We start from the raw sequence: 24,811 nt of genomic DNA on the forward strand, positions 1-24,811 counted from the left end.
CGCACTGCGTGGTATCGTCTCAGTAATACCAATTGCAGGAGTGTGAGAATATGAATCCGATAGACAGACAGACGGAAGGACAAAAGCCGCAGGTGCAAAACCGCCAGCCCGGCATTGAGTCAGACATGGAGCCAAAACCGCTCTTGGAGGATCCGGATGTAAAAGGGTCGGGCAGATTAAAAGGAAAAGTCGCCGTTATTACGGGCGGAGACAGCGGCATCGGCGCAGCGGCTGCGATCGCTTACGCGAAGGAAGGGGCGGATCTTGCCATCCTGTACCTAGACGAACATGCCGATGCCGAGAGAACGAAAAAGCGTGCGAGAGAATACCAGGCCGATTGCCTGTTAATTCCGGGAGACGTCGGTGATGAGGCGCATTGTCAGAAGGCGGTCCGGCAAGTCTTAGATCACTACGGAAAAATAGATATTCTCGTTAATAATGCGGCTGAGCAGCATCCGCAAAACGGGATTCTTGATATTACGGCTGAACAGCTGGAGAAGACATTCCGTACAAACATGTTTTCCATGTTTCATATGACAAAAGCCGTGCTGCCTCATCTCAAAAGAGGGAGCGCCATCATTAATACAACGTCGATTACCGCTTATCAGGGAGACACATCATTGATCGACTATTCGTGCACGAAAGGCGGCATCGTTTCCTTTACGCGTTCAATGGCGATGTCATTGGCCGATCAGGGGATCAGAGTAAATGCGGTGGCACCCGGGCCGATCTGGACCGCCCTGATTCCGGCAACGTTTACTGAAGAAAAGGTGGAAAAGCACGGTCTGGACACTCCGATGGGAAGACCGGGACAGCCTGCGGAACACGCAGGAGCTTATGTGCTTCTGGCTTCAGACGAATCTTCCTATATGACTGGGCAGACCATTCACGTAAATGGAGGCAGGTTTATTTCAACATAATACGCAAGTTTTATCCCGCGCTTTTAAAAAGGGCGGGATTTTTATTTGATTACATATGAATACGATTTTTAAAAAATAGAAGCCGCCAGCTGAATTACTAATGTTAATATTTCATAGCGGAGAATCCGCTGATTTCTGTTTTATGAAAACTGAAATAATATATAGAATTTTCAAAAAAAGTTATTTTCATTTTTATATTTTTCGCTATAATATGATGTAGGAGAAAGGAATGATGTGCTGAAACATTTCATGCGAAAAATAAGAATTTAGTCATTATTGCTATTGTTATCTGAATATTCTAACATATATTGATTTACAAGGAGTGAAGCAGATGAAGGGGAGCATATTCAGAAAGAAAAGCATTCAGGACCTGCTTGCCGCAACGGGCGGGGAAAAGTCGCTGAAAAGAGAGTTAGGGGCCTTTGATTTGACCCTTCTGGGGATAGGGGCCATCATCGGAACGGGAATTTTTGTATTAACCGGAACAGGTGCTGTCACGGCGGGGCCGGGGCTGACCGTTTCATTTGTCATCGCCGCTCTTGCGTGTTTATTTGCGGCTTTGTCATATGCCGAATTTGCTTCAAGCGTCCCGGTTTCCGGTTCCGTCTACACGTTTACTTATGCGACACTGGGTGAACTTCTCGCATTTATCATCGGATGGGATTTAATCTTGGAATATATGCTCGCCGTCAGCGCGGTTTCGGTCGGCTGGTCCGGCTATTTTCAATCATTCTTGGCGGGCTTCGGCATTCATCTTCCGACTGCATTAACGGCCGCGCCGGGATCCATTAAAGGCACGGTCACATTCTTTAATCTCCCCGCATTTGTTATCGTGCTTGCGATTACATTCCTCCTCTACTTAGGCATTAAGGAATCGAAGCGGGTCAATAATATTATGGTCATTTTGAAGGTTCTGGTTGTTCTATTGTTTATCGCCGTTGCGGCCGTATATGTCAAACCTCATAACTGGCAGCCGTTTATACCGATGGGGTTCGGCGGTGTTTTCAGTGCCGCGGCGCTCGTTTTCTTCTCTTTTATCGGTTTTGACGCCGTCTCTTCCGCCGCTGAAGAAACGAAAAATCCGGCGAAGGATCTGCCGAAAGGAATTATCTTTTCATTAATCGTCTGCACCGTGCTGTATGTGACCGTATCGGCGATTATGACGGGCGTCGTTCCGTTTGCCCGCTTTGAAGGCGTTGACCATCCCGTGTCTCTCGTCCTGCAGATGGCCGGACAGAATTGGGTGGCCGGGATTATTGATATCGGCGCAGTGTTGGGAATGACAACGGTGATGCTCGTCATGCTGTACGGCCAGACGAGGGTGATGTTTGCCATGTCCCGTGACGGTTTGGTGCCGGGGGCGCTTTCAAAAGTCCATCCGAAGCATAAAACGCCGCACGTGGTGACATGGGTGTTCGGCATCCTGTCGGCATTACTCGGCTCGCTCGTCCCGCTTGATGAGCTGGCGAAGCTGGTGAACATCGGCACGCTTGCCGCGTTTGTCCTGATTTCAGTGGCGGTTATCGTATTGAGAAAGAAACAGCCTGATCTGCCGAGAGCTTTTAAATGTCCGGGGGTTCCCTTTATTCCGATATTGTCCATTCTGTTCTGCGTATTTTTGATTATTAACCTTGGCGCCACCACCATATTCCGTTTCTTTATCTGGCTGATCATCGGTCTGGTGATTTATTTCTTATATTCGAGAAAGCATTCGAAATTAAACGGGGATTTGTAAGGAGCGGCACCCGCCGCTCCTTTTTATTTTTCGGAATAATGAAACATATTGAAATGGGCTTAAGTTATCGCAGTGAATAAGGGATAATATAGGGCGGAAGGGAAGTGGAAAGTCGTGTCTGACCAAAAAAGGGTTCAATGGGCCTCAAAAATAGGATTTATTATGGCCGCTGCCGGTTCGGCGATCGGCCTGGGAGCCATTTGGAAGTTCCCTTACGTAGCGGGTACGAACGGAGGAGGCGCTTTTTTTCTTGTATTCGTCCTCTTTACCGTGCTTTTAGGCTATCCGCTTTTGCTCGGTGAATTTATTTTCGGAAGACGGAGCCAGACAAATGCGATTGATGCCTACAAACAAGCCGCGCCGAAGTCGGTATGGCACCTCACGGGTTATGTGGGTGTGGCGGCCTGTTTTTTAGTTTTGTCTTTTTACAGTGTTGTCGGCGGGTGGATTTTGCTTTATGTGTTAAAAGCTGTTACGGGTTCTTTATCCGGGCTCACTCAGGAGCAGTACGGAACGGTGTTCGGGACGGTCATTGAAAATCCGATCCAGACTCTCGCCGCGCAGCTTGTATTTATGATCTTGACAGTGGCGGTCGTCGCAAAAGGCGTGCAGAAAGGGATTGAACGTGTCAGTGCGGTGCTGATGCCGGTTTTATTCGTGCTGTTTCTATTGCTTGTGCTGCGATCAGTCACGCTCGATCATGCCGTTGAGGGGATTAGATTTTTATTGGTTCCGCACTTTGAAGATTTGACGCCGGAATCCATCCTATATGCTTTAGGACAGGCGTTCTTTACATTAACGCTCGGCGTTTCGGTCATGGTGACATACAGTTCGTATCTGCCGAAAACCCAAAACCTTCCGGGATCGGCAGGTTCCATTGTTGTGATGAATGTGCTCGTCACGCTGTTTGCGGGACTGGCCATTTTTCCGGCGGTTTTTTCGTTCGGATTTAAACCGGATGAAGGGCCTACACTGCTGTTTACCGTACTGCCGGCTGTGTTTGACCGGCTGCCGTTCGGCTCGCTGTTTTTTATCAGCTTTCTGGCGGTCTTTTTCTTTGCCGCGCTGACTTCGGCCTTTTCGATGGTGGAAATTATCGTAGCGACTGTCGGGAAAGGTGATGAAACGAAAAGGAAGAAGCTGTCGTGGACAAGCGGTCTGCTCATTTTCTTAGTCGGAATTCCGTCGTGTTTATCATACGGTGTGCTCGGTGATGTTCATTTGTTCGGAAAAACGTTTTTTGATCTAGCGGATTTCACAGTGAGCAATGTGCTGATTCCGCTCGGCGCTTTATTAATATCAATCTTCATCCCGCTGAAAATACCGAAGCGGGAGCTGCTCGCCGAGATGAAAAGCGGTTCCGCCATCGGCTATCGTTTCTTTCAGGTGTGGTATTTCCTTCTGAAATACCTCGTGCCGCTGGCTATCATCGTCGTATTGCTGCATTTAATCGGCGTTCTTTCATTTTAAAAAAACAGGCCCCCGTAAAAGGGCCTGTTTTTATGTTTAAAAACCGAATTGCAGATTCGTATCAACGGCAACGATCGTATATACACAAACAATGACGAAAAGGTTGAGGATGACACCGAGCAGTCCCGGGCCCGTCCGTCCTTTTTTAATAAACAGCTCAATGATGCCGAACGGCACGGCGGCCATCGCAAACGGCAGCATCTGATAAGAATAGAAAGTCACATTGCTGATGATTGCCACGTTCAAAAGCAGCAGCGACAAAATCGCGGTACCGACTGATATCCAGCCGAAAACATTATGCTCTTTAAAAATTCTTACCAATTCCATAATTCCACCTCACCGATGTTTGCTGCTTTTACTGTTTTGTTTTTCAGCAGACGTTCGATTTCTTTTGTCGGCCCCGTCACGACAGAGCCGTATACGTTCATTCCGTGATGTTCAACATAGTCGATTCGGCTGCCAAGATTCATGTCTTTGCGTTTCGATATTGCATGCGCCCATTTTTTATGGCGGGACATAAATTCAAGGGCATTGATAAATTGTTCACGGTCTGTCTGTCCTTGCGTTTCGAAAGAGGACACCATCTTGGAATCTTTCCCGGGAAATCCTAACGGCTCGGCATAAGGACTGTCTTTCAGATTTTTCTCCGTTTCGACCGCGTTCCATAAAAACTTCACATCGTATTTTTTAAAAGTAGAATATACTTGAGAAGAAGGATAGGCCCGGTCATAAGAAAGATAGACCTCCGCCACGCTTCCTTCAGGCAATTTTTTTAATGTCTGTCCGGCTTTGTCAATCGTGCGTTCCTTTAAGCCGGAAGGATGGGCAAAATAATGCTTTGCCTGTGCCGCGTCTAGATCATAGTAGTTAACGGCAGGCGATTTGACCGTATCTAAAAACATTTCAATCCGTTCTCCGCCGACGGATTTCGTTTTTGTGCCGATCTGCTTTTGCAGCGGAAACTCTGTATTCATCCCAAACAGCTTCACCTGGCTTTTCAGTCCGGAGGTATCGACGAGTACGTTCGGCATGGTGGTCGCCACCGTCACGGCTGCGGTTTCCATTAATTGATTGCCGGTGCTTTCTTTTCCTCCCAAACCGTAATAGAGGTAGCTTCCCAAAGTGCAAAGCGGCAAAATCATCAAGGTGGAGATGACGGCGAGAACTGAAATCCGCAAATACGATTTGCGTTTTCCGTATGACAAAATGGCCTTCTGTTTTTCCGGGCTGATGCCGACGTCCCATTCCCGGTCGTCCTGCATTTCGCTTTCAATCAACTCCTGATAGACTTCAAGCTTTTCCAGCTCTTCTTCAAAGGCGGCCATTTCCCGGTCGCTCATTTCTCCATTTTTGTATTGGTAAAAACGCTTTTTAAATTCTTCATTCATCATTAACACCTCTATTATAAAGTGCTTTCAGCCGCTGTCTGGCACGAAATAAAACACTTTTAAAATTAGCCTCTGAAATATTCATAATATGGGATGCTTCTTTGTAATTCAGTTCTTTTAAATAATACAGTGTTAAGGCCTCCCGATAATTGTCGGGAAGTTCGGACATATACCCTGTCAGCACTTCCTTGATTTCAATCTGATGAGCCGGGCTTTGAACAGCCGTCTGAAAAAGGCTCCCAATTAAGTCATCGGAAATGGTCACTTCCTTTTTATGTTTTCTGACATAATCTATAAACGCATTTCTCGCCACTTGAAAAAGCCATGGCTTTACTTTGCTGTGGTCGTAGGAGTGAATGTGTATGTATGCCCTCATAAAGGTTTCCTGCAGCAAATCTTCAGCGAGATGCTTGTCTTTTGTCATGGAGAGCAGGAACCGGTAAACATCATTCATATACATTTGGTAAATTTCATCGATCGTCACTGCCTTTTCTCCCCTCTATGTTATACACGCATAAGAAAGGTTTAAAGTTGCACGTTCCATGCAAACGGCTTAAATTCATTTTCACCTCATCAAACACCATTTCTCTATAGTACCCAAAATCCGTCATAAAAGATAGAGATCGGCGGAGGAAAAATATATTTATTAGTACCAGGTAATAAAAAATATTGTTATAATAGAGAGAGAACACTTTTGATCATTACAACAAAGGAAGTGCGTTATGTATAAGTTTTGTGCAAATGCCATCAAATTCATTCTTTCTCTGCGCGGAGGAGTCAAAGTATACAATAAAGAGAATCTTCCGTCTGATAAAGGATTCGTTATCGCGTGCACGCATGCGGGCTGGGTGGACGTCCTCACGCTCGGTGTCGGGATATTGCCCCATCAGATTCATTATATGGCGAAAAAAGAGCTGTTTCAGAAAAAGTGGATCGGAAGTTTTTTAAAGAAGATTCACGCGTTTCCGGTTGATCGTGAAAATCCGGGTCCGAGCAGCATTAAAATGCCGATTAAGCTTCTGAAGGAAGGGAAGATTGTCGGGATTTTTCCGAGCGGCACGAGAACTTCTGAAGACGTCCCGCTGAAAAGAGGGGCCGTGACCATCGCCCAAATGGGGAAAGCGCCGCTCGTTCCGGCCGCATATAAAGGGCCGTCTACGGGAAAAGCGCTGTTTAAAAAGGGAAAAATGCGGCTTATCATCGGCGAGCCGATTTTTTTGGAGGACTTTTCCGATCTTGCGCCGAAGGAGAGGCTTGCGGCCATGACAGAAGAGCTGAATGCCAGAATTAAAGAGCTTGAGAAAAAACTTGAACAACTGTAAATGAAAAAAAGCTTGCCGTCTGTATCAGACGCGCAAGCTTTTTTGTTATGCTTCTTTTTGTTCGGCGGTTTCCAGCAGTTCATCAAACGCCAGTTTTTTCACTTCGATATACGCGACGTGGTGGCCGTCAATTTCATTAATGATAAATTCACAGCCTTCTTCGATAATCGAGTCGTATTGTTCGACGTCGTATTTCTGGGTAAGGAACCAGCCGCCGATGGTGTCGACCTCGTCATTTTCCAAATGGATGCCGAGTAGTTCGTTCACTTGATCAATCAGGACCTTGCCGTCAAGCATGTAATGGCCGTCGCCGAGTTTGCGGATTTCATTGATTTCATCGATATCAAATTCATCACGGATTTCCCCGACGATTTCTTCAATAATGTCTTCAACGGTGACAAGCCCCGCGGTTCCGCCGTATTCATCCGACAGAATCGCCATATGAACCCGTTCCTTCTGCATTTTTACAAGCAGATCGTGAATCGGTGCCGACTCAATCACATGGATGATCGGATTGACAAAATCCGTAATCGGCGAGTCGACTGATACTTCGCCGCTGATGCAGGCGGTCAGCACTTCTTTAATGTTAATAACGCCGATAATATTATCTTTGTCACCCTCTTCGACAGGGTACCGGGTATATTTTTCAATCTGAATGATATCCATCATTTCAGAAATTTTGATATCATGCGGCAGACTGACGATTTCCGTACGCGGAATCATGATTTCTTTTGCAAGTCTGTCGTCAAATTCAAAGATTTTGTTCACATATTTAAATTCAGACTGGTTGATTTCACCGCTTTTATAGCTTTCCGATAAAATGATGCGCAGCTCTTCTTCAGAGTGGGCAAGCTCATTTTCAGACACCGTCTCCAGACCGAACGTCTTCGTTAAAAGACGGGCGGAGTTGTTCAGAAGCCAGATAAACGGGAACATGATGCGGTAAAACCAAATGAGCGGTTTCGAAAACAGCATTGAAACGGCTTCCGCTTTCTGGATGGCGACTGTTTTCGGCGCCAATTCTCCCACGACCACGTGTAAGAACGTAATGATCGCGTAGGCGAGAATAAATGAAATAATATGCGATAATGAGCTTGGTACGTTTATCTTTGTGAAAAGCGGGTGAAGCAAGCGTTCAATCGTTGATTCGCCTAAGACACCAAGACCGATGGAAGTCAATGTTATGCCGAGCTGGCACGCCGATAAATACTCATCTAAATGCGTGGTCACTTTTTTGACACCGATTGCGGCTTTATTTCCTTCTGCTATAAGCTGGTCAACCCGTGAGCCTCTGATTCTGATTATCGCAAACTCAGATGCTACGAAAAATGCCGTCAGCGCGATTAAAACCGCAACTAAAATCAAATTCACAATGTCCAATTAGAACCTTCACTCCTTTTGGGAAGATGAAGGTAACACCTCCTGTTAGTAAGATAATGGTTTAACTTAACAGCAGCATAAATGATTGAAGCACTGCAAGCTTTTCAGGAGCCAGCCTTTTTTTCAGTTGGGCGCGCTCCTCTGGTTCAAGCTTTTCAAACCGATTCAAGATCCCGGAGATGTTTTGATTCATGTGATCAATTTCCGATGCCAGATTTCCAACATCGTCAGGCAGGGCTGAAGAGGGAAACTGGTTCTCCAGTCGATCTTTTATATCAGACAGGGCCAATCGCTGCTTTTTACAAGCGACTATAAACTTTAACCGATTAAGTGCAAGTGTATCGTAGTAACGATAGTTCGAACAAGACCTGTCAGGCTTTAAAAGCCCGAGGTTTGTGTAGTAATCCACCGTGCGTTTCGTTACACCGGCAAGCTCTGCTAATTCACTGATGCGATAAGTCTCAGCCCCATCTAAATCCCTCCCCAACCATCACGTTATAGTTATGAGAATAGTTTAATATATGAAGGGGAGTTTGCACAAGTTTATTGTTTTCCGTCTTTCTCCTGAAACGGGGCGGCAGGCTGTCTGAAAAAGCGTTGACTGCGCCATGTAAATCTTTCATAATCATTGTAAATAGAAACGGCAGAAAAAGACAGAAGGGACAGATGACAGTGGCCGGTTTATCAAGGGAAGTGACACAGAACCTGGAGAAAGGTTCATGGATACGCAAACTATTTGATGAAGGCGCTCGGCTGAAAAAAGAGTTCGGCGCCGATAAGGTGTTTGACTTTTCAATAGGAAATCCGGTTGCGGAGCCGCCTGAAACGTTTAAAAAGGCGCTTTGCGAAGCGGCTGAAACAGGGCGGCACGGATACATACAAAACCAAGGGCTTCCGGAGGCGAGAGAAAAGGTTGCCCGCTTTTTGTCAGAGCGGTTTCAGACAGAAATTTCCGCCAGGCATACAGTTATGACGGTCGGAGCCGGCGGGGCGCTGAATGTCGCGCTGAAGAGCATTTTAAACCCGGAGGAAGAAGTCATCCTTCTTTCGCCTTATTTTGCGGAATATAAAGCGTATGTTGAAAATTACCGCGGCAGACCCGTCATCTGCCCGCTGACTGACTCATTTGAGATTGATATTGAAGCGGTTAAAGGTGCGATCACCCCCCGTACGAAAGGACTGATCGTTAATACGCCGCATAATCCGACGGGGACTGTGCTCAGCCAGAAAAACCTTAACGAATTAGGCGCCTTATTAAAAGAAGCCGAAGAGCGGAACGGCCAAAGCATATTTATTTTATTTGATGAACCGTACAGCCAGCTGATCTACGGAGAAGAGCAGGCGAATCCGTTTCAGGCGTATCACCGCGTGATTTTAGTCAGTTCGTTCAGTAAAGATCTCGGCATTGCGGGGGAAAGGCTCGGGTATATCGCGGCGGACGCCCAAATGCCTGAGGGCGATCTTCTGACGGATGCGTTCGTTTTCTGCAACCGGACGCTCGGCTTTGTGAACGCTCCGGTCATGATGCAGCGCGCCGTGGCGAAAATGGATGATCTTTCGATTGACGCTGAACCTTACAGAAAGCGGAGAGACCTTATGGTGGACATCCTCACAGAAGCCGGCTTCGAATTTGAAATGCCGAAAGGAGGCTTTTTCGTCTTTCCGAAATCACCGATTGAAGACGAGGTGGCGTTCTGCATGCATGCCGCACAGAAATACAGACTATTGATCGTACCCGGCAGCGGATTTGGAAAAAGCGGCTATTTCCGATTATCTTTCAGCGTGCCTTCGGAACAGATCAGACAGTCGCGCGATATTTTCAAAGCACTGTATCAAGATTTTTCTTCATAGCTTCCAATACATAAAGATGGGAGAACGGACAAATGTCGAGGAGAAATAATGGCACATCAGACATCAGCATTACAGGAATCGGAGTCTTAACCGCGGTCGGACAAGGCAAGGAGGCGTTTCTCGATGCGCTCATGGAGGGGCGGCACGCCTTTGATGTGATGAAACGTCCCGGCCGGCAGAAAGGCAGTTCGTTTATCGGCGCGGAGCTTAGCGAATTAACGCCGCCGGACGCGCTGTCGAAGCGCTTGTACCGAAGGGCCGCATTATCAGGAAAGACGGCGCTTATCGCTTTATATGAAGCGTGGCATGACGCTCAATTAGACGGCGCTGATCACAGCCGCACCGGTCTGATCATCGGCGGGTCGAATATGACGCAGCGCGAATTGCTGCAGGCCTTTGAGAAAAACGGTGAAACGCCGCAATTTGTAAATCCGACATACGGGCTTTCTTTTATGGATAGTGATTTGTCGGGGCTTTGCACGGAGCAATTCGGGATAAAAGGGCCGGCCTTTACGGTCGGCGGCGCGTCGGCAAGCGGCCAGGCGGCGGTTATCCAGGCTGCTCAAGGAATCATAGGAGGCCTGTTTGACCGGTGCATCGTGATCGGGGCGCTGGCCGATCTGTCGTACATGGAGTGTCACGCTCTCCGTTCTTTGGGAGCGATGGGCACTGATACATACGCTGAACGGCCTGAAGCCGCCTGCCGCCCGTTTGACCGGCATACGGACGGGTTTATATTCGGAGAGGCGTGCGGGGCGATTGTGCTGGAACGCGCTGAATCTGCCGAAGAGAGGGGCGCACGATCGTGGGCCGGCTTAAAGGGCTGGGGGATGGCTTCCGATGCGAACCGCAACCCGAATCCTTCAGCAGAGGGCGAAATGACGGTGATCCGCCAGGCGATGGAGCGGGCCGGTCTTTCAGCGAAAGAGATCGATTACATCAACCCGCACGGCACCGGTTCGCCGATCGGAGATAAGACTGAATGCCGGGCGCTTTCTGAAAGCGGCCTGTCGCACGCGCGGATTAATGCGACAAAATCGATTACCGGACACGGTCTGAGTGCGGCCGGAACGGTGGAAATCATTGCTGTTCTCTTGCAAATGCGGGAAAACAAGCTTCATCCGATCCGAAACTTAACGGAGCCGATTGACGATTCATTTCAGTGGGTGACCGACGGGCCGAGCGTCCATACCGTACACCATGCGTTAAGCTTAAGCATGGGATTCGGGGGGATTAATACGGCGCTTTGTTTAGAAAATCATTTCCGAAGCAGATAACGGCAGCCTTCTTTTTGAAGGCTGTTTTTATATGATGAAAAATCTGAAAATGATGAAAGAATGGAGTTGTGATACAATAAACTATACAAATGACAATCATGCTTTGACTTAGGAGGTGGCAGGATGGGGCCCTCTGTGTAGTCAATCACCCATTTCGTTCCTCTCGCTTAAGAAAAAACGATGAAATCAGGAGGTGACGTCCTTATCCTTCAATTCGGGATAAGGTGAAATGGACGATATTGACAGTTTGATTTTAATCGGTGTGCTCATTGCGTTAACGGCATTTTTCGTGGCGAGTGAATTTGCGATCGTCAGAGTGAGGAGATCCAGAATCGATCAGCTCATCTCAGAAGGAAACAGACGGGCGGTGCTCGCAAAGCGTATCATTACGGATCTTGATGAGTATTTATCCGCCTCGCAGCTTGGCATTACACTCACATCCATCGGGCTCGGCGTACTGGGAGAGCCTGCATTTGAGCGGATGCTTCATCCTGTGTTTCAGGGTATGGGGCTGCCGGATTCAGCCGAGCATGTGATTGCTTTTGCTGCGGCGTACGGGCTGATTACGTTTTTACATGTCGTCGTCGGTGAGCTTGCGCCTAAAACGGTTGCGATTCAAAAAGCGGAAAAGCTGACGTTATGGATTGCCGGACCGCTTCGGTTATTTTACGTGTTCATGTTCCCGTTTATTTGGGTGCTGAACGGCTCCGCGAGAATTCTGACCGGTTTGGCCGGATTAAAGCCGGCATCTGAGCATGAAGGCTCCCACTCTGAAGAAGAGCTGCGGATCCTGCTGTCAGAAAGTTTAAAAAACGGTGAAATCAATCCGTCTGAATATACATTTGTGAATAAAATTTTTGATTTTGATAATCGGATCGCCAAGGAAATCATGATCCCGAGAAAAGAAATCGCGGCTGTTTCCACTGATATGGACGTGCCGGAAATGCTTGATATGATGCTGAAAGACAAATATACGCGCTGGCCCGTAACGGACGGGGACAAAGACAGTGTCATCGGCATGATCAATACGAAGCATCTCTTTTCAGATCTGCTGTTTATGACAGAAGATGAAAAAGCGGAAGTATCCATCATGTCTTACGTCCGCCCGGTGATTGAAGTCATCGAGACGATCCCGATACACGACCTGCTGATAAAAATGCAGAGAGAACGGATTCATTTGGCGATATTGTCTGATGAATACGGCGGAACGTCCGGTCTTGTGACGACCGAAGACATACTTGAAGAAATCGTCGGCGATATCAGAGACGAATTTGATGAGGACGAACAGCCGCAGATTCAAAAGCTGTCCGAACGCCATTATGTGCTGGACGGAAAGGTTCGGATCGATCAGGTGAATCATCTTCTCGGCGCAGAGATTGAAGAGGAAGTCGACACGATCGGCGGTCTTGTGCTGAAACGGAATATTGACATTTGTGCGGGTGAGTCGATACAAATCGGGGGATACACTGCCCTCATATTAGAAATGGACGGCCGGTTTATTAAACAGCTTGAACTCAAAGAAGAACAGGGCCGCCCGGGCGGTCAGGGGACAATAAACCGCCCGCTGCCCGTGCCGGAAACGGTCATGCTTCATAACGCAACCTTGAGCGAAAAATAAGCTCAAGGTTTTTTTAAATGGATATCATAACAAAGCCGCACCAGAACGCCAAAAGGCTTCCGGCTGCTGAAACAGCGATGTAGAGCAGGCTTTCCTTTATGCGGTTGTTCATCATCAGCTGCACGGCTTCAATACTGAAGGTGGAAAAGGTCGTAAACGCACCGAAAAAGCCCGTCGCGATGATGACGCCGGCAGAAGGATTATCCAGACCCAAGCCGGTGAATATGCCGAGGCCGAAGGAGCCGAGCAGGTTGACCGCAGCCATTCCAAGCGGAATCGGAAAACCTTTTGTTCTTTCTGAAATTGTCTTACCCAGCAGAGACCGTAATACCGCTCCGATACCCGCCGCGATAAGCATCAGGACAATCGTCATGGCGTATCATGCCCCCATCCGGCTGCGTGAAGGGCAATCCGCCGTCCCAAAAAAATGCCGGCGTATGCAAGAGCAAGACCAGTGAATAAAGTCGCGGCAGCATAACAAAAAGCCGCTGCGGGAGACGATTGCAGCAGAAAAATGGTTTCTTTTGCGAAGGTTGACATCGTCGTGAAACCTCCGCAAAAACCGGTTCCTAAAAAGGCGTTCAAAAGAGGGCGTTTAGCCCGAATGATGAAATAACCCGTAATAAGACCGAGTAAAAGGCTTCCCGCCGCGTTTTCGAGGAAAGTGGCACCCGGGAAAGTTCCGCTGTGAATGTGCGCGCTCATTTCAAAGCGGAGCAATGCGCCAAGCGCGCCTCCGATAAAAATTGCGATGTATTGTTTCATATCAGCCATCCTTAGAAATAATATCCGGAAAATCAGTTACAATGCCGTCAACTGCCATCATTTGCAGCTTTTCGGCCGTCTTGTGATTTCTGACCGTCCAGGCAAATACTTTCAGGCCGTGTTTGTGAGCGGTGGAAATCAAGAACCGATTCAGGCGGGTATATTTAATATTGACATAATTTGCGGCTGATTTGTAAGCGGCCAGCTGGCTTTTGGAAAACATCCCGAAGCTGGGTCTTGCGATAATTGCAGTCGGAACGGACGGATACATGTCGTGAAAGGTCTGAATCGACTTGAGACTGAATGATTGAACGATAGGGTGAATGGAAAAGGTAAACCTGCTTAACAGCTGGCCGACTGCTTTTTCAAGACCGACTTGAGAAACGTGCCCTTTCAGTTCAATTAAAAATCCGATTTCAGAATGATAACGCTTCAGAACCTCTTCGAGCAGGGGAATCCGCTCCCCTTTAAACTCAGCCCCATACCAGCTGCCGGCGTCCAGAGACTGCAGCTTCTTCAGCGTAAAATCTTTTACAAAACCGGAGCCGTCCGTCGTCCGGTCGACTTTGTCATCATGGATGACGACAATCTGGCCGTCTTTTGTGAGCTGGACGTCAAGCTCAATGAAATCAGCGTTCATTTCGGCAGCGATATCAAATGCCGCAAATGTATTTTCGGGCGCGTAACCGGATGCGCCGCGATGAGCGATGGTATACAAGCTTGTCAGCTCCCCTCATGGGCATTTCTGTTATTATATCAGATTCGTATATGCACAGCGATTCAAACTGGTGAATGTGCAAAACAGTATTTTTTTGGAATAAAGATAGTGCTTTTTTCGGTTTACAATCCGCAGTGATGATTTATAATGGCAAAAAGGAGGCGAGATCATGGGAAAAGGGAGATTGAAAGTGGAAGAAAGAATTAAGGCCGAAACCGATGCTGAAATCCAAAAAGCGACTCTCCTGAAACAGACACAATCAAAGAAGAAATAGTGCCTGACCCTGTTGTATCTGGCTGAAAGATGAACGAATGTGTGAAAAACCCCGGCTGTGCTCTGAGGCCGGGGTTTTTCAGGCTGCCTAAAGACATTAAAACAAGCTGATGTCCGAATGTTTTAGTATAATAGATTTTCGACAAGACAAAGGAGCATATGCCATGATGACACAATTTCAGAGCTTTTTTACTCTTGACCATATTTTGCAGATCAGTATCAGCATCGGAATTTTAGCGGCTTTTCTCGTTTTGAGAAAACTGTTTGTCAAATACTTTTTTCAGCTCATTTACAAATTGGCGAACAAGCCGAAAACCGACATATTCAAACAGATTGCCGTAGCGTTTGACAAGCCGGCCAGATGGTTTTTCGTGGCGCTGGGTCTGTTTTTGGCGATTGAGTATTCGCCGTTTTTAGACGGGCAGATGGACATTGTCAAAAAAATGTACCGCTCTTTGATCATAGCGCTGATCGCCTGGGGGCTTTGCAATCTGACATCGGCGTCTTCGTTTTTATTTCATAAAGTCAATCAGCGCTTTGAGCTTGATATGGATGACATTTTGGCGCCGTTTTTATCCAAGGTGCTGCGCTTTGTCATTCTCGCGCTCAGCGTCAGTGTGATCGCGCAGGAATTCAATTATGATGTAAACGGGTTCGTGGCCGGACTCGGACTTGGCGGCTTGGCCTTCGCGCTTGCGGCTAAAGATACGATCAGCAATTTTTTCGGCGGCATTATCATCATTACGGAAAAGCCGTTTACGATCGGCGACTGGGTCGAGACGTCATCTGTGACGGGGGGCGTTGAAGATATCACATTCCGAAGCACAAGGTTCCGCACGGCGCAGGGGGCGCTTGTTACCGTACCCAATTCAACGCTGTCCATGGAAGCCATCACAAACTGGACGAGGATGACGAAGCGCCAGGTCACGTTTTCAGTTCGTGTTTCTTATGCGACGCCGATTGATCGTTTAGAGCGGTGCATCACAAGGCTCAGGGAAATGCTTCGTGAACATGAAGGCGTGCATGATGATACGATTATGGTTAACTTTGACGTGTTTGCGGACAGCTATTACAATCTGTTTTTCAACTTTTACACAAAGACCATCGTCTGGGCGGAAAGCCTGGACGTGCGGCAGGATATCAACCGCCGGATTATTGATATTTTTGCTGAGGAAGGCGTGGAGTTCGCCTATCCGGGCCAGAATGTATTCGTAAAACAGAAGAGCCACGATGATCCGGTTCATGTGAAGGATCATTCCGGAGAAAAAGAACGGGCATAACAGGCGCCGTTCTTTTTTCATGATATGATAAAAAGAAAAGGCGGTGGAAGAGTGGAAGCGTTTATAACATTGATCAATCAGGCTGAACGTATCCTGGTGCTGACGGGAGCGGGAATGAGCACGGAATCCGGCATTCCCGATTTTCGTTCGGCGGGCGGTATATGGACCGAAGACACCTCCAGAATGGAAGCGATGAGCAGGGAATACTTTGAACGCCGTCCGCGTGAATTCTGGCCTAAATTCAAACAGCTCTTTCAGATGAAAATGAGCGGAAGCTATGAGCCGAATGCCGGCCATACGTATTTGGCGGATCTTGAAAAGCGGGGAAAGCAGGTAGACATTTTCACGCAGAACATTGACGGACTGCATAAGAAAGCGGGAAGCAGCAGTGTCTATGAGCTTCACGGTTCAATTCAGACCGCCGCATGCCCCCGCTGCGGAGCGCGCTACGGGCTTTCTCATCTGCTGAAGGACGAAGTGCCGGAATGTACGGCCGAAATCGGTGATCATGCGGTATGCGGCACCGTATTAAAGACGGATGTCGTGCTGTTCGGCGATCTCGTTCAGCATTTTGAAACCCTTTATGAAAAGCTTGATAAAGCTGATCTTCTTCTTGTGATCGGCACTTCGCTTGAAGTGGCGCCGGCAAGGTTTGTCCCTGAGGATGCGGGCCGGATTCCCGGTTTGAAGCAAGTGATCATTAACCTTGAGCCGACATATTGCGATCATTTATTTGATCTTGTCATCCATGAGAAGATCGGTGAATTTGCAAAACGGATCAGCGCCGCGACATAAAAAAAGCCGGATCCTATACAGATCCGGCTTTTCTTATTCATGGACGGGAATCATTTGATCCGTCAGAACATCAAAGGAGTAGCCCTGGGCTTTCAGTTTTTGGATCAGGCTCGGTAAAGCGTGCACCGTCGCAGGCAGATCGTGCATTAAAATGACATGCGGCCTGCTCGTATGAACGCTTTCCAAATATGCGAGCTGATTCAATACTTCCGGCACGTACCGCGCGTTTTTGTACTTCCAGTCTTCACTGTCTATCGTCCAGTCCCAGTACACGAATCCGTCTTTTTCGAGATTCTTAATCTGGGCATCCGTCAATGACGGTTTACTGCCGTAAGGCGTGCGGACAAGATCCGTTTTTACTCCAGTGATTGTCTCGAGCGTATCGCGTCCCTGCTGCATTTCGTTCAGCGGTGATGTCGGTGTTTGATAAAACAGGTGATTATCGTGCGTCACGCCGTGCAGGCCCAGCGCGATCCCTTCCTGCTTCGCTCTTTGCACGGAATGCTTATAGGCTTTCATCCGCGGTTCAAGCATAAAAAAAGTGGCCTTTGCGCCATTTGCCTTCAATACATTCAACAGCTGTTCAGTATATGGAGACGGCCCGTCGTCGAAGGTTAAATATACCGTTTTTTTCCCTGGGTCACGCTCTTTCTGCAAATGTTTCATTAAGACGTCGGGAGAATCATTTTTCAGCCGCAGGCTTTCTGCTTCATCCCGAAGCTGCCCGTTTGCGGTCACGGTGACCTGTTTGTTTTTTGCGGCGGAAGCGGAATATCCCATTATGACGATTACCAGAAGCAGTCCGCACAAAACTGCTAAACTCGTAAGTTTAAAAGCCAATGAAAACAGAGAAGGGGAAGCACCTTCTTTTGTGTTGCGCATAACAATCTCTCCAGTAGCATAAGTTTCTGCATAATGCCGATAACAGCGGAGGCTTGCGAAGTGCCATAAGTTAACAGCATATGTATGTCGAATCAAGTATACAGGAACAAAACTGGAAAAGACATAGAAAAGATGTCGAATAATAAGATTTTAAGAAAAAAATAAACTCCGCAGCCGGCTCGTTCAGTATGATAGAATAGTTGACAATAACAGCTGAGAATGCACATCACGGCAGATAACGATTAGGAGGGTTTACATGAAGACATTAGTAAACGGCCAGTTGATTGATCGTGAAGAAGCGGCAGTTGATATTGAGGACCGCGGATATCAATTCGGTGACGGTGTGTATGAGGTCATCAGAGTGTATAACGGCGCCTTATTCGGTCTGCGTGAGCATATCGTCCGTCTTTTCAGAAGCGCCGCAGAAATCGGCATCACCCTGCCGTTCTCCGCAGAGGACATAGAATGGGATCTGCAAAAGCTCGTACAGGAAAACAAACTCATTGACGGCGGGGTCTATATACAGACGACGAGAGGGAAGGCGCCGCGGAAGCACCAGTATGACGAAGGATTGGAGCCGCAGACGACGGCATACACCTTTTCAGTGAAAAAACCGGAAAATGAACAAAAAGCCGGAGCGCAGGCCATCACGGCGGAAGACAAACGCTGGCTGAGGTGTGACATTAAGAGTCTGAATTTACTGTATAATGTGATGATAAAACAAAAAGCCTATGAAGCAGGCGCTTATGAAGCCGTGCTGATAAGGGACGGGGCGGTCACGGAAGGAACCTCATCCAATGTATACGCCGTCATAAACGGCACCGTCCGGACGCATCCTGCAAATGAGCTGATTTTAAACGGCATTACGCGGATGAAACTATTAGAGCTGATGAAAGAAAACGGGATTGAGGTGCGGGAGAAGGCTCTTACCGAAGAGGAACTCAGAGATGCGGATGAAATTTTCATCTCGTCAACCACGTCTGAATTAATCCCGATCGTAACCCTTGACGGAAAACCGGTCGGAAGCGGATCGCCGGGACCTGTAGCCAAAACGATTCAGGAGGCTTTTCAGTCGCACATTCAGCAGGAGCTCGGCGTTCAGTCATAAGCTGAAAAAAAGGCCGGAACACATCCGGCCTTTTTGCTCCAGTCAGATAAAAAGAGATTCGATATGCTGAACGAGTACACGGGAGATCTTCTCTTTTGAAAGACGATCAGGTTCAAGCATGGCATGCAGCGCCAATCCGTCGGCGATAGCGTACATTTTCTCCGCTTCGGTTTCTTTATCAAGATTCGGTTTCAGAAGCTTATTTTCATCCAGCCAGTCAATCAGGCCGCGGATATATGCCAAGATCCCGTCCTGCTGGGGTTGAAACTCTTCTCCCTTATGTCTGGCATAAGCTGTGAAAGCGAACCACACCTCCATTTCAGCCATCGTTTCTTCATCTGTCGGGATAATTTCAAGCATCAGACGCACCGCTTTTTCTTTCGGCGGCAGATCTTTCATGGCAACTTCGTTAATTCTGGCGGCCGCTTTTTCTTTTACGAGTGTCATCGCATACCCTAAAAGCTCATCCTGGGTGGTGAAATAGTGCCTCAGCGCGCCTAAAGAAAGACCCGCTTCTTGGGCGATGTTTCTCACTGTCGCTCCTTCCATTCCCCGCTCCAAAATCGTCCGCCAAGTGGCTTCGGCTATTTGTTTTCTTCTTTTTTCATGATCGATTATTTTAGGCATGGTTCCAGTGTAACAGGAAATATTTTTTCTTGCAATTTTGTAATACAGTTGTATTAAATAAAAAGCAGTGATACAATGCATTTTAGAAAACGATAAGGGGGAACCGGATTGAACGCGATTGCTTGGTTGATTGTCATTTGTGAGGCTGCTTTTTGGGCGGCTGTCATCTTCGGATTGGCTGCGCGCTATATATTCAGGCGGCAAAAGCTCGGAATGTTTTTTTTCGCTCTCATTCCTATATTGGATGCCGTACTGTTTCTGGCGGCCGCAGCTGATTTATACAGAGGGGCGGCGGCGACTATGGCGCATGCAGTGGCGGCCGTTTATATCGGAGTGTCTGTCGCCTTCGGAAAAAGCATGATTCAGTGGGCGGATGAGCGGTTCCGCTATTATGTGGTAAAGGAAGGGGCAAAACCGGTCAAGCGGTACGGACTGGATTATGCCAAACATTATGCAAAAGGATGGGGAAGACATGTATTAGCATTTGTCATCGGCGGCGTTCTTTTAGCCGGAACGGTATTTCTCATTCAGGACGCTTCCCGCACCGAAGCGCTCAGCGGACTGTTAAAGGGCTGGTCTGTCGTATTGTGCATCGATTTTTTGATCATGGCGAGTTTTTTTGTAATGCCGAAAAAAAGAAGAAACAGCCGGGAGCTGTAAAAAAAGCAGCTTTTGATTAAGCTGCTTTACAGAAAGAATTATTTTACGATCAGCACGGGAATATCGGATTTCGATGACAGTTTTTCACTGACGCTTCCGAATAAAAGTTTTTTCAGCCTGTTCTGGTCCCGGCTCCCCATGACGATCAAATCCGCCGATATACGGTCGGCATGCTCGATAATGGCATCAGCGGGATCACCTTCTAAAATGTCGATATCCCCGTCAATCTGGCTGTCGTTCATCAGCATTCTCGCTTCCGCAACGATTTTTTCCGTACGGTCTTCATAAATCATCGGATCAGGGGAGATTCTTTCCGCCTGGAGCGGGTCAGGAACGCTTGCAATCCCGCCGCCGATATACGTTGCCCCGGCTCCCGGCCTCGGGGGATCAACAATCGTCTGGGTATCTTTTGCATTGTGGGAATGTACGACCGTTAAATCCGCGTGGAACGTCTTTGAAAGGTCTATGGCTTTTTGAAGCGCTTTTTTACTATCATCACTTCCGTCAAAAGCTGCTATCAACCGGTCTGCGTGAAACATCAGCCTCATCCTTTCAGTAAAAAAGGTTTGTTTTACAATACCCGTGCGGCAGAAATGTAAAACCCGCATTGACAAAAAAAGGATTTATTTATATGATGAAGGAACAATATAGGAAAAAGGAGGTATGGATCATGTCAAAACTAAAGCTTGTCAACTCATCTTCAGCTGAATACCGGCGTGACTTCCATACAGCTTCCGTTTTCTGAACATTTGCTTAAAAACGGGGCAGTCGCGCATAAACGGCGGGTCTGTACCTTATTTATAATAATAAGAGGCATGGAGCTGAGGCTTCATGTCTTTTTTTATACAAAAAAATGAAAGAAAGACAGGTGTGATGCATGTGGCGGCATTAGCGAAAACAATGAAAAACAATCCGGAAAAGCTTGAGGGCGGCTGATTGATGAAAGGGGATGACGGTATTTGTTTACTGTATTAAAAAAGCTCGCGTGGTTTTTTAAAGCCTATTGGCTGCGCTATACGACAGCGATTGTTCTGTTATTGATTGTGAATGTCATTGAGATGTTTCCGCCTAAACTTCTCGGTAATGCGATAGACGATATGAAGGCGGGCGTGTTTACGAAAAGCGGGATGCTGTTTTACATATGTGTTTTTCTCGCATTAACGGCAGCCGTCTATTTACTGTCTTATTTTTGGATGTATCAGCTTTTCGGCGGGGCGAATGTCATGGAGAAAATTCTCCGGTCAAAGCTGATGGGAAGGCTTCTTCAAATGTCACCGCCGTTTTACGAGAAATACAGAACGGGCGATTTAATGGCGCGGGGGACAAATGACCTGCAGGCCGTCAGTATGACGACGGGCTTCGGGGTCTTAACGCTCGTTGATTCGACGATGTATATGCTGACGATATTTTTGACAATGGGGCTTCTCATCAGCTGGAAGCTGACATTTGCCGCGATTATTCCGCTGCCGATAATGGCGGCTGCGGTCAGCCTGTACGGAAAAAAGATCCATGAGCGGTTTACGGAAGCGCAGGATGCTTTCGGATCATTAAATGACAAGGTGCTGGAGTCGGTATCCGGCGTCCGGGTCATCCGGGCATTTGTGCAGGAAAAAAATGATGTCAGCCGGTTCGGTGATATGACGGCGGATGTATATGAGAAAAATATGAAAGTGGCGTTTATCGATTCACTTTTTGAACCGACTGTGAAACTTCTCGTCGGCCTCAGCTATCTCATAGGTCTCGGCTACGGCGCTTATCTCGTTTTTCAAAACCGGCTGACGCTGGGAGAGCTGGTATCGTTTAACGTGTACCTCGGAATGATGATCTGGCCGATGTTTGCGATCGGAGAATTAATCAATATCATGCAGCGCGGCAATGCCTCCTTGGATCGTGTCAATGAGACGCTTTCCTATGAGCCGGACGTGATCGGGCCCAAGCGCCCCGCCGGCATCAAGGAGCCCGGGCGTCTTGTTTTTGAACAAGTGACTTTCACGTATCCGAGCGGAGCGGGACCGGCGGTTTCCGATGTATCTTTTTCCGTAGAAAAAGGGCAGACACTCGGCATCGTCGGGAAGACGGGAAGCGGAAAGACGACGATCATTAAGCAGCTGCTGCGTGAATATCCGCCCGGTGCGGGAGAGGTCACGTTTACAGGCGTTCCGATTCAGGAGATCCCGCTTGAGGAGCTCCGCGGGTGGATCGGCTATGTGCCGCAGGATCATATTTTATTTTCTAAGACTGTAAAGGAGAATCTGCTTTACGGACGGCAGGATGCAAACGAAGAGGAAATCGGCGGCGCGCTGAAAGATGCGCATTTTGAAAACGATATCGGCATGCTTTCCGACGGGCTTGAGACGCTTGTCGGCGAGAAGGGCGTAGCGCTCTCGGGCGGACAAAAGCAGCGCATCTCAATTGCGAGAGCGCTTTTGACCGATCCTGATATTCTCATATTAGATGATTCGCTTTCTGCCGTAGACGCGAAAACGGAAGCCGCAATCATTGACAGCATCCGTAAAAAACGGCGGCATAAAACAACGATTATCACCACCCACCGGCTCTCGGCAGTTGAACACGCAGATCTCATTCTCGTCATGGACGAAGGCCGGGTGTCTGAAAGAGGCACGCACCGGGAGCTATTGGCGCAGAACGGCTGGTATCGAAAACAATATGAGAGGCAGCAGCTGTCCTCTCTTGAAGAAGGGGGGACGGGCGCATGAAGACCGGGAGAAGATTATGGAATTACGCGCTTCAATATAAGAAGCTGCTGATATGGGCGGTCGTCCTGCTCATTATTGCGGTCGGCACTGAGCTGACCGGCCCGTTTATCGGAAAAAAAATGATTGATGACCACATTCTCGGCATTGAAAAAACATGGGTTAAAGCCTCTGCGGACGATCCGGGCGCCGTCAGGTTCCGGGGGCATGATTATGTCAGGGAGGACCGGCTCAAACCGGGGGCGGATAAAACCGGAGAGGCGCACATTTATCAAGTCGGTGCGGGCTACTATTTTGTTGACCGTCCCGTCAGTTTTGACGGAAACCGTTCGGTGTCTGACGGCCGGCTGACAATATCAAACGGTAAAGAAAGCAGGTCATATCCCGCCATTACGTTATCGAGACAGGAGATTTTTGGATTTTACCGTCCGGAAATTAAAGGATTGCTGACGTTGACCGCCATTTATGCGGGATTGCTCATGTTTTCCGTATGTTTTCATTACGGTCAGCATTATCTGCTGCAGATGGGAGCGAACCGGATCATACAGCGCATGAGGCAGGATGTATTTTCACACATTCAGAAAATGCCGATCCGCTACTTTGATAATCTGCCTGCCGGAAAAGTCGTGGCCCGTATTACGAATGACACAGAAGCGGTGAGGGATTTATATGTAACGGTGCTGTCGACATTTATCACAAGCGGCGTTTATATGCTCGGCATTTTTACGGCGCTGTTTATGCTTGACGTCAGGCTGGCCGCCGTTTGCCTTCTGATTATTCCGATTTTAATGATCTGGTCGGTTGTGTACCGCAAATACGCATCCGTCTTCAATCAAAAAATCCGTTCCATTAACAGTGACATCAATGCGAAAATGAATGAGTCCATTCAAGGAATGCCGATTATTCAGGCGTTCCGCCGCGAGAAGGAAACGATGAAGGAATTTGAAGAATTGAATGAAGCTCATTTCCGCTACAAAAACAAAATGCTGTCCTTAAATTCCCTCATGTCCCACAGTCTTGTCAATGTGTTGCGCAATCTGGCGTTTGTCGGGCTGATCTGGTATTTCGGAGGCGCGAGTCTGAGTGCGGCCGGAATTGTTTCGATCGGTGTTTTATATGCATTTGTTGATTATTTAAACCGTTTGTTCCAGCCGGTTACGGGGATTGTCAACCAATTTTCGAAGCTTGAATTGGCCCGTGTCTCTGCCGCCAGAGTATTCGAGCTTTTACAGGAGGAGGAAACGGAAGAAGAAGGCGCTCCCGCAGACAGAAAGGCGGAAGGGACAGTGGAATTCCGCGATGTTTCTTTTGGATATCGAAAGGGAGAAGAGGTGCTGAAACACATCAGCTTTACAGCTGAAAAAGGGGAGACGGTCGCCCTCGTCGGCCATACGGGGTCCGGCAAAAGCTCCATCCTGAATCTTCTGTTCCGTTTTTATGATGCCCAAAAAGGGGATATCCTGCTGGACGGTAAAAGCATATACAGCATGTCAAGGCAGGAGCTGAGGTCGCATATGGGCATTGTGCTGCAAGACCCGTATCTTTTCTCGGGCACGATCGGCTCCAATGTGACACTCGATGATCAGCGTATTTCTCTGGAGCAGGCGGAAGAAGCGCTTCGCCAAGTCGGCGCCGCAAGCCTTCTGCAATCTTTGCCGAAGGGCATCAGAGAGCCCGTCACCGAAAAAGGCGGCACACTGTCCTCAGGCCAGCGTCAGCTGATTTCTTTTGCAAGAGCGCTTGTGTTTGATCCGGCCATTTTAATTTTGGATGAGGCGACGGCGCACATTGATACCGAAACAGAAGCAGTCATTCAAAAAGCGCTGCAAGTGGTTCAAGAAGGGCGCACGACATTTATTATCGCCCATCGGCTTTCCACGATCAGACACGCAGACCAGATTCTCGTGCTGGAAAAGGGCCGCATCATTGAAAAGGGAAGCCATGACGAATTAATGGCGCAAAAGGGGCAGTACCATCAAATGTATGAATTACAGAAAGGAACGGCGAAATCCGCGGTGTAATCGGAAA

The 24,811-nt window shown here is 47.9% G+C and carries 25 protein-coding genes; 14 read left to right on the forward strand and 11 right to left on the reverse strand.

Annotated elements, in window-relative coordinates; translation table 11 throughout:
- Window positions 1–50 precede the first annotated feature (50 nt).
- From L3V45_RS04740 to L3V45_RS04750, 3 genes are all read left to right on the forward strand, one after another.
- Window positions 51–920, forward strand: a complete 870-nt coding sequence (locus L3V45_RS04740; RefSeq protein ID WP_003155318.1) for an SDR family oxidoreductase — start codon at window positions 51–53, stop codon at window positions 918–920.
- Between the two features lie 331 nt (window positions 921–1,251).
- Window positions 1,252–2,655: a branched-chain amino acid transporter BcaP gene (locus L3V45_RS04745; protein ID WP_014304702.1), complete on the forward strand. Its 1,404-nt coding sequence runs from the start codon at window positions 1,252–1,254 to the stop codon at window positions 2,653–2,655.
- A 114-nt stretch (window positions 2,656–2,769) separates the two neighbouring features.
- Window positions 2,770–4,125, forward strand: coding sequence for a sodium-dependent transporter (locus L3V45_RS04750; RefSeq protein WP_236837273.1), 1,356 nt, complete (start codon window positions 2,770–2,772; stop codon window positions 4,123–4,125).
- 36 nt (window positions 4,126–4,161) lie between these two features.
- On the opposite strand, the gene L3V45_RS04755 is transcribed toward L3V45_RS04750, so the two are convergent.
- The 3 genes from L3V45_RS04755 to sigM are packed head-to-tail and all read right to left on the reverse strand — an operon-like array spanning window position 4,162 to window position 5,997.
- Window positions 4,162–4,452, reverse strand: coding sequence for an anti-sigma-M factor (locus tag L3V45_RS04755; protein WP_003155315.1), 291 nt, complete (start codon window positions 4,450–4,452; stop codon window positions 4,162–4,164).
- Window positions 4,440–5,516, reverse strand: coding sequence for an anti-sigma factor (locus L3V45_RS04760; RefSeq protein ID WP_088005355.1), 1,077 nt, complete (start codon window positions 5,514–5,516; stop codon window positions 4,440–4,442). Before L3V45_RS04760 ends, L3V45_RS04755 begins: the two co-directional genes overlap by 13 nt.
- Entirely contained in the window at window positions 5,506–5,997 is a 492-nt protein-coding gene (sigM, locus tag L3V45_RS04765) for an RNA polymerase sigma factor SigM (RefSeq protein WP_003155312.1), read from the reverse strand. Before sigM ends, L3V45_RS04760 begins: the two co-directional genes overlap by 11 nt.
- A gap of 238 nt (window positions 5,998–6,235) precedes the next feature.
- On the opposite strand from sigM, the gene L3V45_RS04770 reads away from it, so the two are divergent.
- Entirely contained in the window at window positions 6,236–6,835 is a 600-nt protein-coding gene (locus L3V45_RS04770) for a lysophospholipid acyltransferase family protein (protein WP_236837274.1), read from the forward strand.
- A gap of 45 nt (window positions 6,836–6,880) precedes the next feature.
- Here L3V45_RS04770 and L3V45_RS04775 read toward each other — a convergent pair whose 3' ends face one another.
- Together L3V45_RS04775 and L3V45_RS04780 are read right to left on the reverse strand one after the other, a co-directional pair.
- On the reverse strand, window positions 6,881–8,215 hold the full coding sequence (locus L3V45_RS04775) for a hemolysin family protein (RefSeq protein WP_003155308.1): 1,335 nt from the start codon (window positions 8,213–8,215) through the stop codon (window positions 6,881–6,883).
- A 61-nt stretch (window positions 8,216–8,276) separates the two neighbouring features.
- Window positions 8,277–8,702, reverse strand: a complete 426-nt coding sequence (locus L3V45_RS04780) for a Cu(I)-responsive transcriptional regulator (protein ID WP_014304704.1) — start codon at window positions 8,700–8,702, stop codon at window positions 8,277–8,279.
- Window positions 8,703–8,881: 179 nt separating this feature from the next.
- Between L3V45_RS04780 and L3V45_RS04785 the strand changes: the two genes are divergently transcribed.
- From L3V45_RS04785 to L3V45_RS04795, 3 genes are all read left to right on the forward strand, one after another.
- The gene (locus L3V45_RS04785; protein WP_003155305.1) at window positions 8,882–10,066 is read left to right on the forward strand and encodes a pyridoxal phosphate-dependent aminotransferase; all 1,185 of its coding nucleotides are present in this window, start codon (window positions 8,882–8,884) and stop codon (window positions 10,064–10,066) included.
- A 32-nt stretch (window positions 10,067–10,098) separates the two neighbouring features.
- Window positions 10,099–11,343, forward strand: coding sequence for a beta-ketoacyl synthase N-terminal-like domain-containing protein (locus L3V45_RS04790; protein WP_165625585.1), 1,245 nt, complete (start codon window positions 10,099–10,101; stop codon window positions 11,341–11,343).
- 229 nt (window positions 11,344–11,572) lie between these two features.
- Window positions 11,573–12,961 carry a hemolysin family protein gene (locus L3V45_RS04795; RefSeq protein ID WP_003155303.1) on the forward strand — a complete coding sequence of 463 codons (1,389 nt, stop codon included), beginning with the start codon at window positions 11,573–11,575 and terminating at the stop codon, window positions 12,959–12,961.
- Between the two features lie 13 nt (window positions 12,962–12,974).
- Here the strand turns inward: L3V45_RS04795 and crcB are convergent, their stop codons facing one another.
- The 3 genes from crcB to L3V45_RS04810 are packed head-to-tail and all read right to left on the reverse strand — an operon-like array spanning window position 12,975 to window position 14,444.
- Window positions 12,975–13,334, reverse strand: coding sequence for a fluoride efflux transporter CrcB (crcB, locus tag L3V45_RS04800; protein ID WP_046341233.1), 360 nt, complete (start codon window positions 13,332–13,334; stop codon window positions 12,975–12,977).
- Window positions 13,331–13,726, reverse strand: a complete 396-nt coding sequence (locus L3V45_RS04805) for a fluoride efflux transporter FluC (RefSeq protein ID WP_236837275.1) — start codon at window positions 13,724–13,726, stop codon at window positions 13,331–13,333. The genes crcB and L3V45_RS04805 overlap by 4 nt, the downstream gene beginning before the upstream one ends.
- Before the next feature lies 1 nt (window position 13,727).
- Window positions 13,728–14,444 (reverse strand): glycerophosphodiester phosphodiesterase, encoded by a 717-nt coding sequence (locus L3V45_RS04810; protein ID WP_003155300.1) that lies wholly within the window; start codon window positions 14,442–14,444, stop codon window positions 13,728–13,730.
- Window positions 14,445–14,613: 169 nt separating this feature from the next.
- Between L3V45_RS04810 and L3V45_RS04815 the strand changes: the two genes are divergently transcribed.
- The 3 genes from L3V45_RS04815 to L3V45_RS04825 all read left to right on the forward strand — a co-directional run bounded on the left by L3V45_RS04815 (window position 14,614) and on the right by L3V45_RS04825 (window position 16,792).
- On the forward strand, window positions 14,614–14,718 hold the full coding sequence (locus tag L3V45_RS04815) for a YhdX family protein (RefSeq protein WP_003155299.1): 105 nt from the start codon (window positions 14,614–14,616) through the stop codon (window positions 14,716–14,718).
- A gap of 163 nt (window positions 14,719–14,881) precedes the next feature.
- Window positions 14,882–15,997, forward strand: a complete 1,116-nt coding sequence (locus tag L3V45_RS04820) for a mechanosensitive ion channel family protein (RefSeq protein ID WP_003155296.1) — start codon at window positions 14,882–14,884, stop codon at window positions 15,995–15,997.
- A gap of 24 nt (window positions 15,998–16,021) precedes the next feature.
- Window positions 16,022–16,792, forward strand: coding sequence for an NAD-dependent protein deacylase (locus L3V45_RS04825; protein WP_178091922.1), 771 nt, complete (start codon window positions 16,022–16,024; stop codon window positions 16,790–16,792).
- A 33-nt stretch (window positions 16,793–16,825) separates the two neighbouring features.
- Here the strand turns inward: L3V45_RS04825 and L3V45_RS04830 are convergent, their stop codons facing one another.
- Entirely contained in the window at window positions 16,826–17,674 is an 849-nt protein-coding gene (locus L3V45_RS04830; RefSeq protein WP_014304711.1) for a polysaccharide deacetylase family protein, read from the reverse strand.
- 256 nt (window positions 17,675–17,930) lie between these two features.
- Here L3V45_RS04830 and dat point away from each other — a divergent pair, with 256 nt between their 5' ends.
- On the forward strand, window positions 17,931–18,782 hold the full coding sequence (gene dat, locus L3V45_RS04835) for a D-amino-acid transaminase (RefSeq protein WP_015388490.1): 852 nt from the start codon (window positions 17,931–17,933) through the stop codon (window positions 18,780–18,782).
- Between the two features lie 42 nt (window positions 18,783–18,824).
- On the opposite strand, the gene L3V45_RS04840 is transcribed toward dat, so the two are convergent.
- Window positions 18,825–19,409 (reverse strand): TetR/AcrR family transcriptional regulator, encoded by a 585-nt coding sequence (locus L3V45_RS04840; RefSeq protein WP_015388489.1) that lies wholly within the window; start codon window positions 19,407–19,409, stop codon window positions 18,825–18,827.
- A gap of 108 nt (window positions 19,410–19,517) precedes the next feature.
- On the opposite strand from L3V45_RS04840, the gene L3V45_RS04845 reads away from it, so the two are divergent.
- Window positions 19,518–20,069 carry a hypothetical protein gene (locus L3V45_RS04845; RefSeq protein ID WP_003155290.1) on the forward strand — a complete coding sequence of 184 codons (552 nt, stop codon included), beginning with the start codon at window positions 19,518–19,520 and terminating at the stop codon, window positions 20,067–20,069.
- 38 nt (window positions 20,070–20,107) lie between these two features.
- Here the strand turns inward: L3V45_RS04845 and L3V45_RS04850 are convergent, their stop codons facing one another.
- Entirely contained in the window at window positions 20,108–20,608 is a 501-nt protein-coding gene (locus tag L3V45_RS04850; RefSeq protein ID WP_025852134.1) for a universal stress protein, read from the reverse strand.
- 420 nt (window positions 20,609–21,028) lie between these two features.
- Between L3V45_RS04850 and L3V45_RS04855 the strand changes: the two genes are divergently transcribed.
- Window positions 21,029–22,786, forward strand: a complete 1,758-nt coding sequence (locus tag L3V45_RS04855) for a multidrug ABC transporter ATP-binding protein BmrC (RefSeq protein ID WP_003155288.1) — start codon at window positions 21,029–21,031, stop codon at window positions 22,784–22,786.
- Entirely contained in the window at window positions 22,783–24,804 is a 2,022-nt protein-coding gene (locus L3V45_RS04860) for a multidrug resistance ABC transporter ATP-binding protein/permease BmrD (protein ID WP_236837276.1), read from the forward strand. Before L3V45_RS04855 ends, L3V45_RS04860 begins: the two co-directional genes overlap by 4 nt.
- The last annotated feature ends 7 nt before the right edge of the window (window positions 24,805–24,811 follow it).

Source organism: Bacillus sp. R45, assembly GCF_021729365.1.
Taxonomy (GTDB): Bacteria; Bacillota; Bacilli; order Bacillales; family Bacillaceae; genus Bacillus; species Bacillus velezensis.

What these genes read in the sequence shown, in the direction of transcription:
- L3V45_RS04740 (WP_003155318.1), top strand. Translation starts at nt 51, where the DNA reads ATGAATCCGATAGACAGACAGACGGAAGGACAAAAGCCGCAGGTGCAA.
- L3V45_RS04825 (WP_178091922.1), top strand. Translation starts at nt 16,022, where the DNA reads ATGATAAAAAGAAAAGGCGGTGGAAGAGTGGAAGCGTTTATAACATTG.
- L3V45_RS04755 (WP_003155315.1), bottom strand. Translation starts at nt 4,452, where the DNA reads ATGGAATTGGTAAGAATTTTTAAAGAGCATAATGTTTTCGGCTGGATA.
- L3V45_RS04770 (WP_236837274.1), top strand. Translation starts at nt 6,236, where the DNA reads ATGTATAAGTTTTGTGCAAATGCCATCAAATTCATTCTTTCTCTGCGC.
- L3V45_RS04860 (WP_236837276.1), top strand. Translation starts at nt 22,783, where the DNA reads ATGAAGACCGGGAGAAGATTATGGAATTACGCGCTTCAATATAAGAAG.
- L3V45_RS04745 (WP_014304702.1), top strand. Translation starts at nt 1,252, where the DNA reads ATGAAGGGGAGCATATTCAGAAAGAAAAGCATTCAGGACCTGCTTGCC.
- L3V45_RS04805 (WP_236837275.1), bottom strand. Translation starts at nt 13,726, where the DNA reads ATGAAACAATACATCGCAATTTTTATCGGAGGCGCGCTTGGCGCATTG.
- L3V45_RS04760 (WP_088005355.1), bottom strand. Translation starts at nt 5,516, where the DNA reads ATGATGAATGAAGAATTTAAAAAGCGTTTTTACCAATACAAAAATGGA.
- L3V45_RS04850 (WP_025852134.1), bottom strand. Translation starts at nt 20,608, where the DNA reads ATGTTTCACGCAGACCGGTTGATAGCAGCTTTTGACGGAAGTGATGAT.
- L3V45_RS04815 (WP_003155299.1), top strand. Translation starts at nt 14,614, where the DNA reads ATGGGAAAAGGGAGATTGAAAGTGGAAGAAAGAATTAAGGCCGAAACC.
- dat (WP_015388490.1), top strand. Translation starts at nt 17,931, where the DNA reads ATGAAGACATTAGTAAACGGCCAGTTGATTGATCGTGAAGAAGCGGCA.
- L3V45_RS04820 (WP_003155296.1), top strand. Translation starts at nt 14,882, where the DNA reads ATGATGACACAATTTCAGAGCTTTTTTACTCTTGACCATATTTTGCAG.
- L3V45_RS04795 (WP_003155303.1), top strand. Translation starts at nt 11,573, where the DNA reads ATGGACGATATTGACAGTTTGATTTTAATCGGTGTGCTCATTGCGTTA.
- L3V45_RS04790 (WP_165625585.1), top strand. Translation starts at nt 10,099, where the DNA reads ATGTCGAGGAGAAATAATGGCACATCAGACATCAGCATTACAGGAATC.
- L3V45_RS04840 (WP_015388489.1), bottom strand. Translation starts at nt 19,409, where the DNA reads ATGCCTAAAATAATCGATCATGAAAAAAGAAGAAAACAAATAGCCGAA.
- L3V45_RS04785 (WP_003155305.1), top strand. Translation starts at nt 8,882, where the DNA reads ATGACAGTGGCCGGTTTATCAAGGGAAGTGACACAGAACCTGGAGAAA.
- crcB (WP_046341233.1), bottom strand. Translation starts at nt 13,334, where the DNA reads ATGACGATTGTCCTGATGCTTATCGCGGCGGGTATCGGAGCGGTATTA.
- L3V45_RS04830 (WP_014304711.1), bottom strand. Translation starts at nt 17,674, where the DNA reads ATGCGCAACACAAAAGAAGGTGCTTCCCCTTCTCTGTTTTCATTGGCT.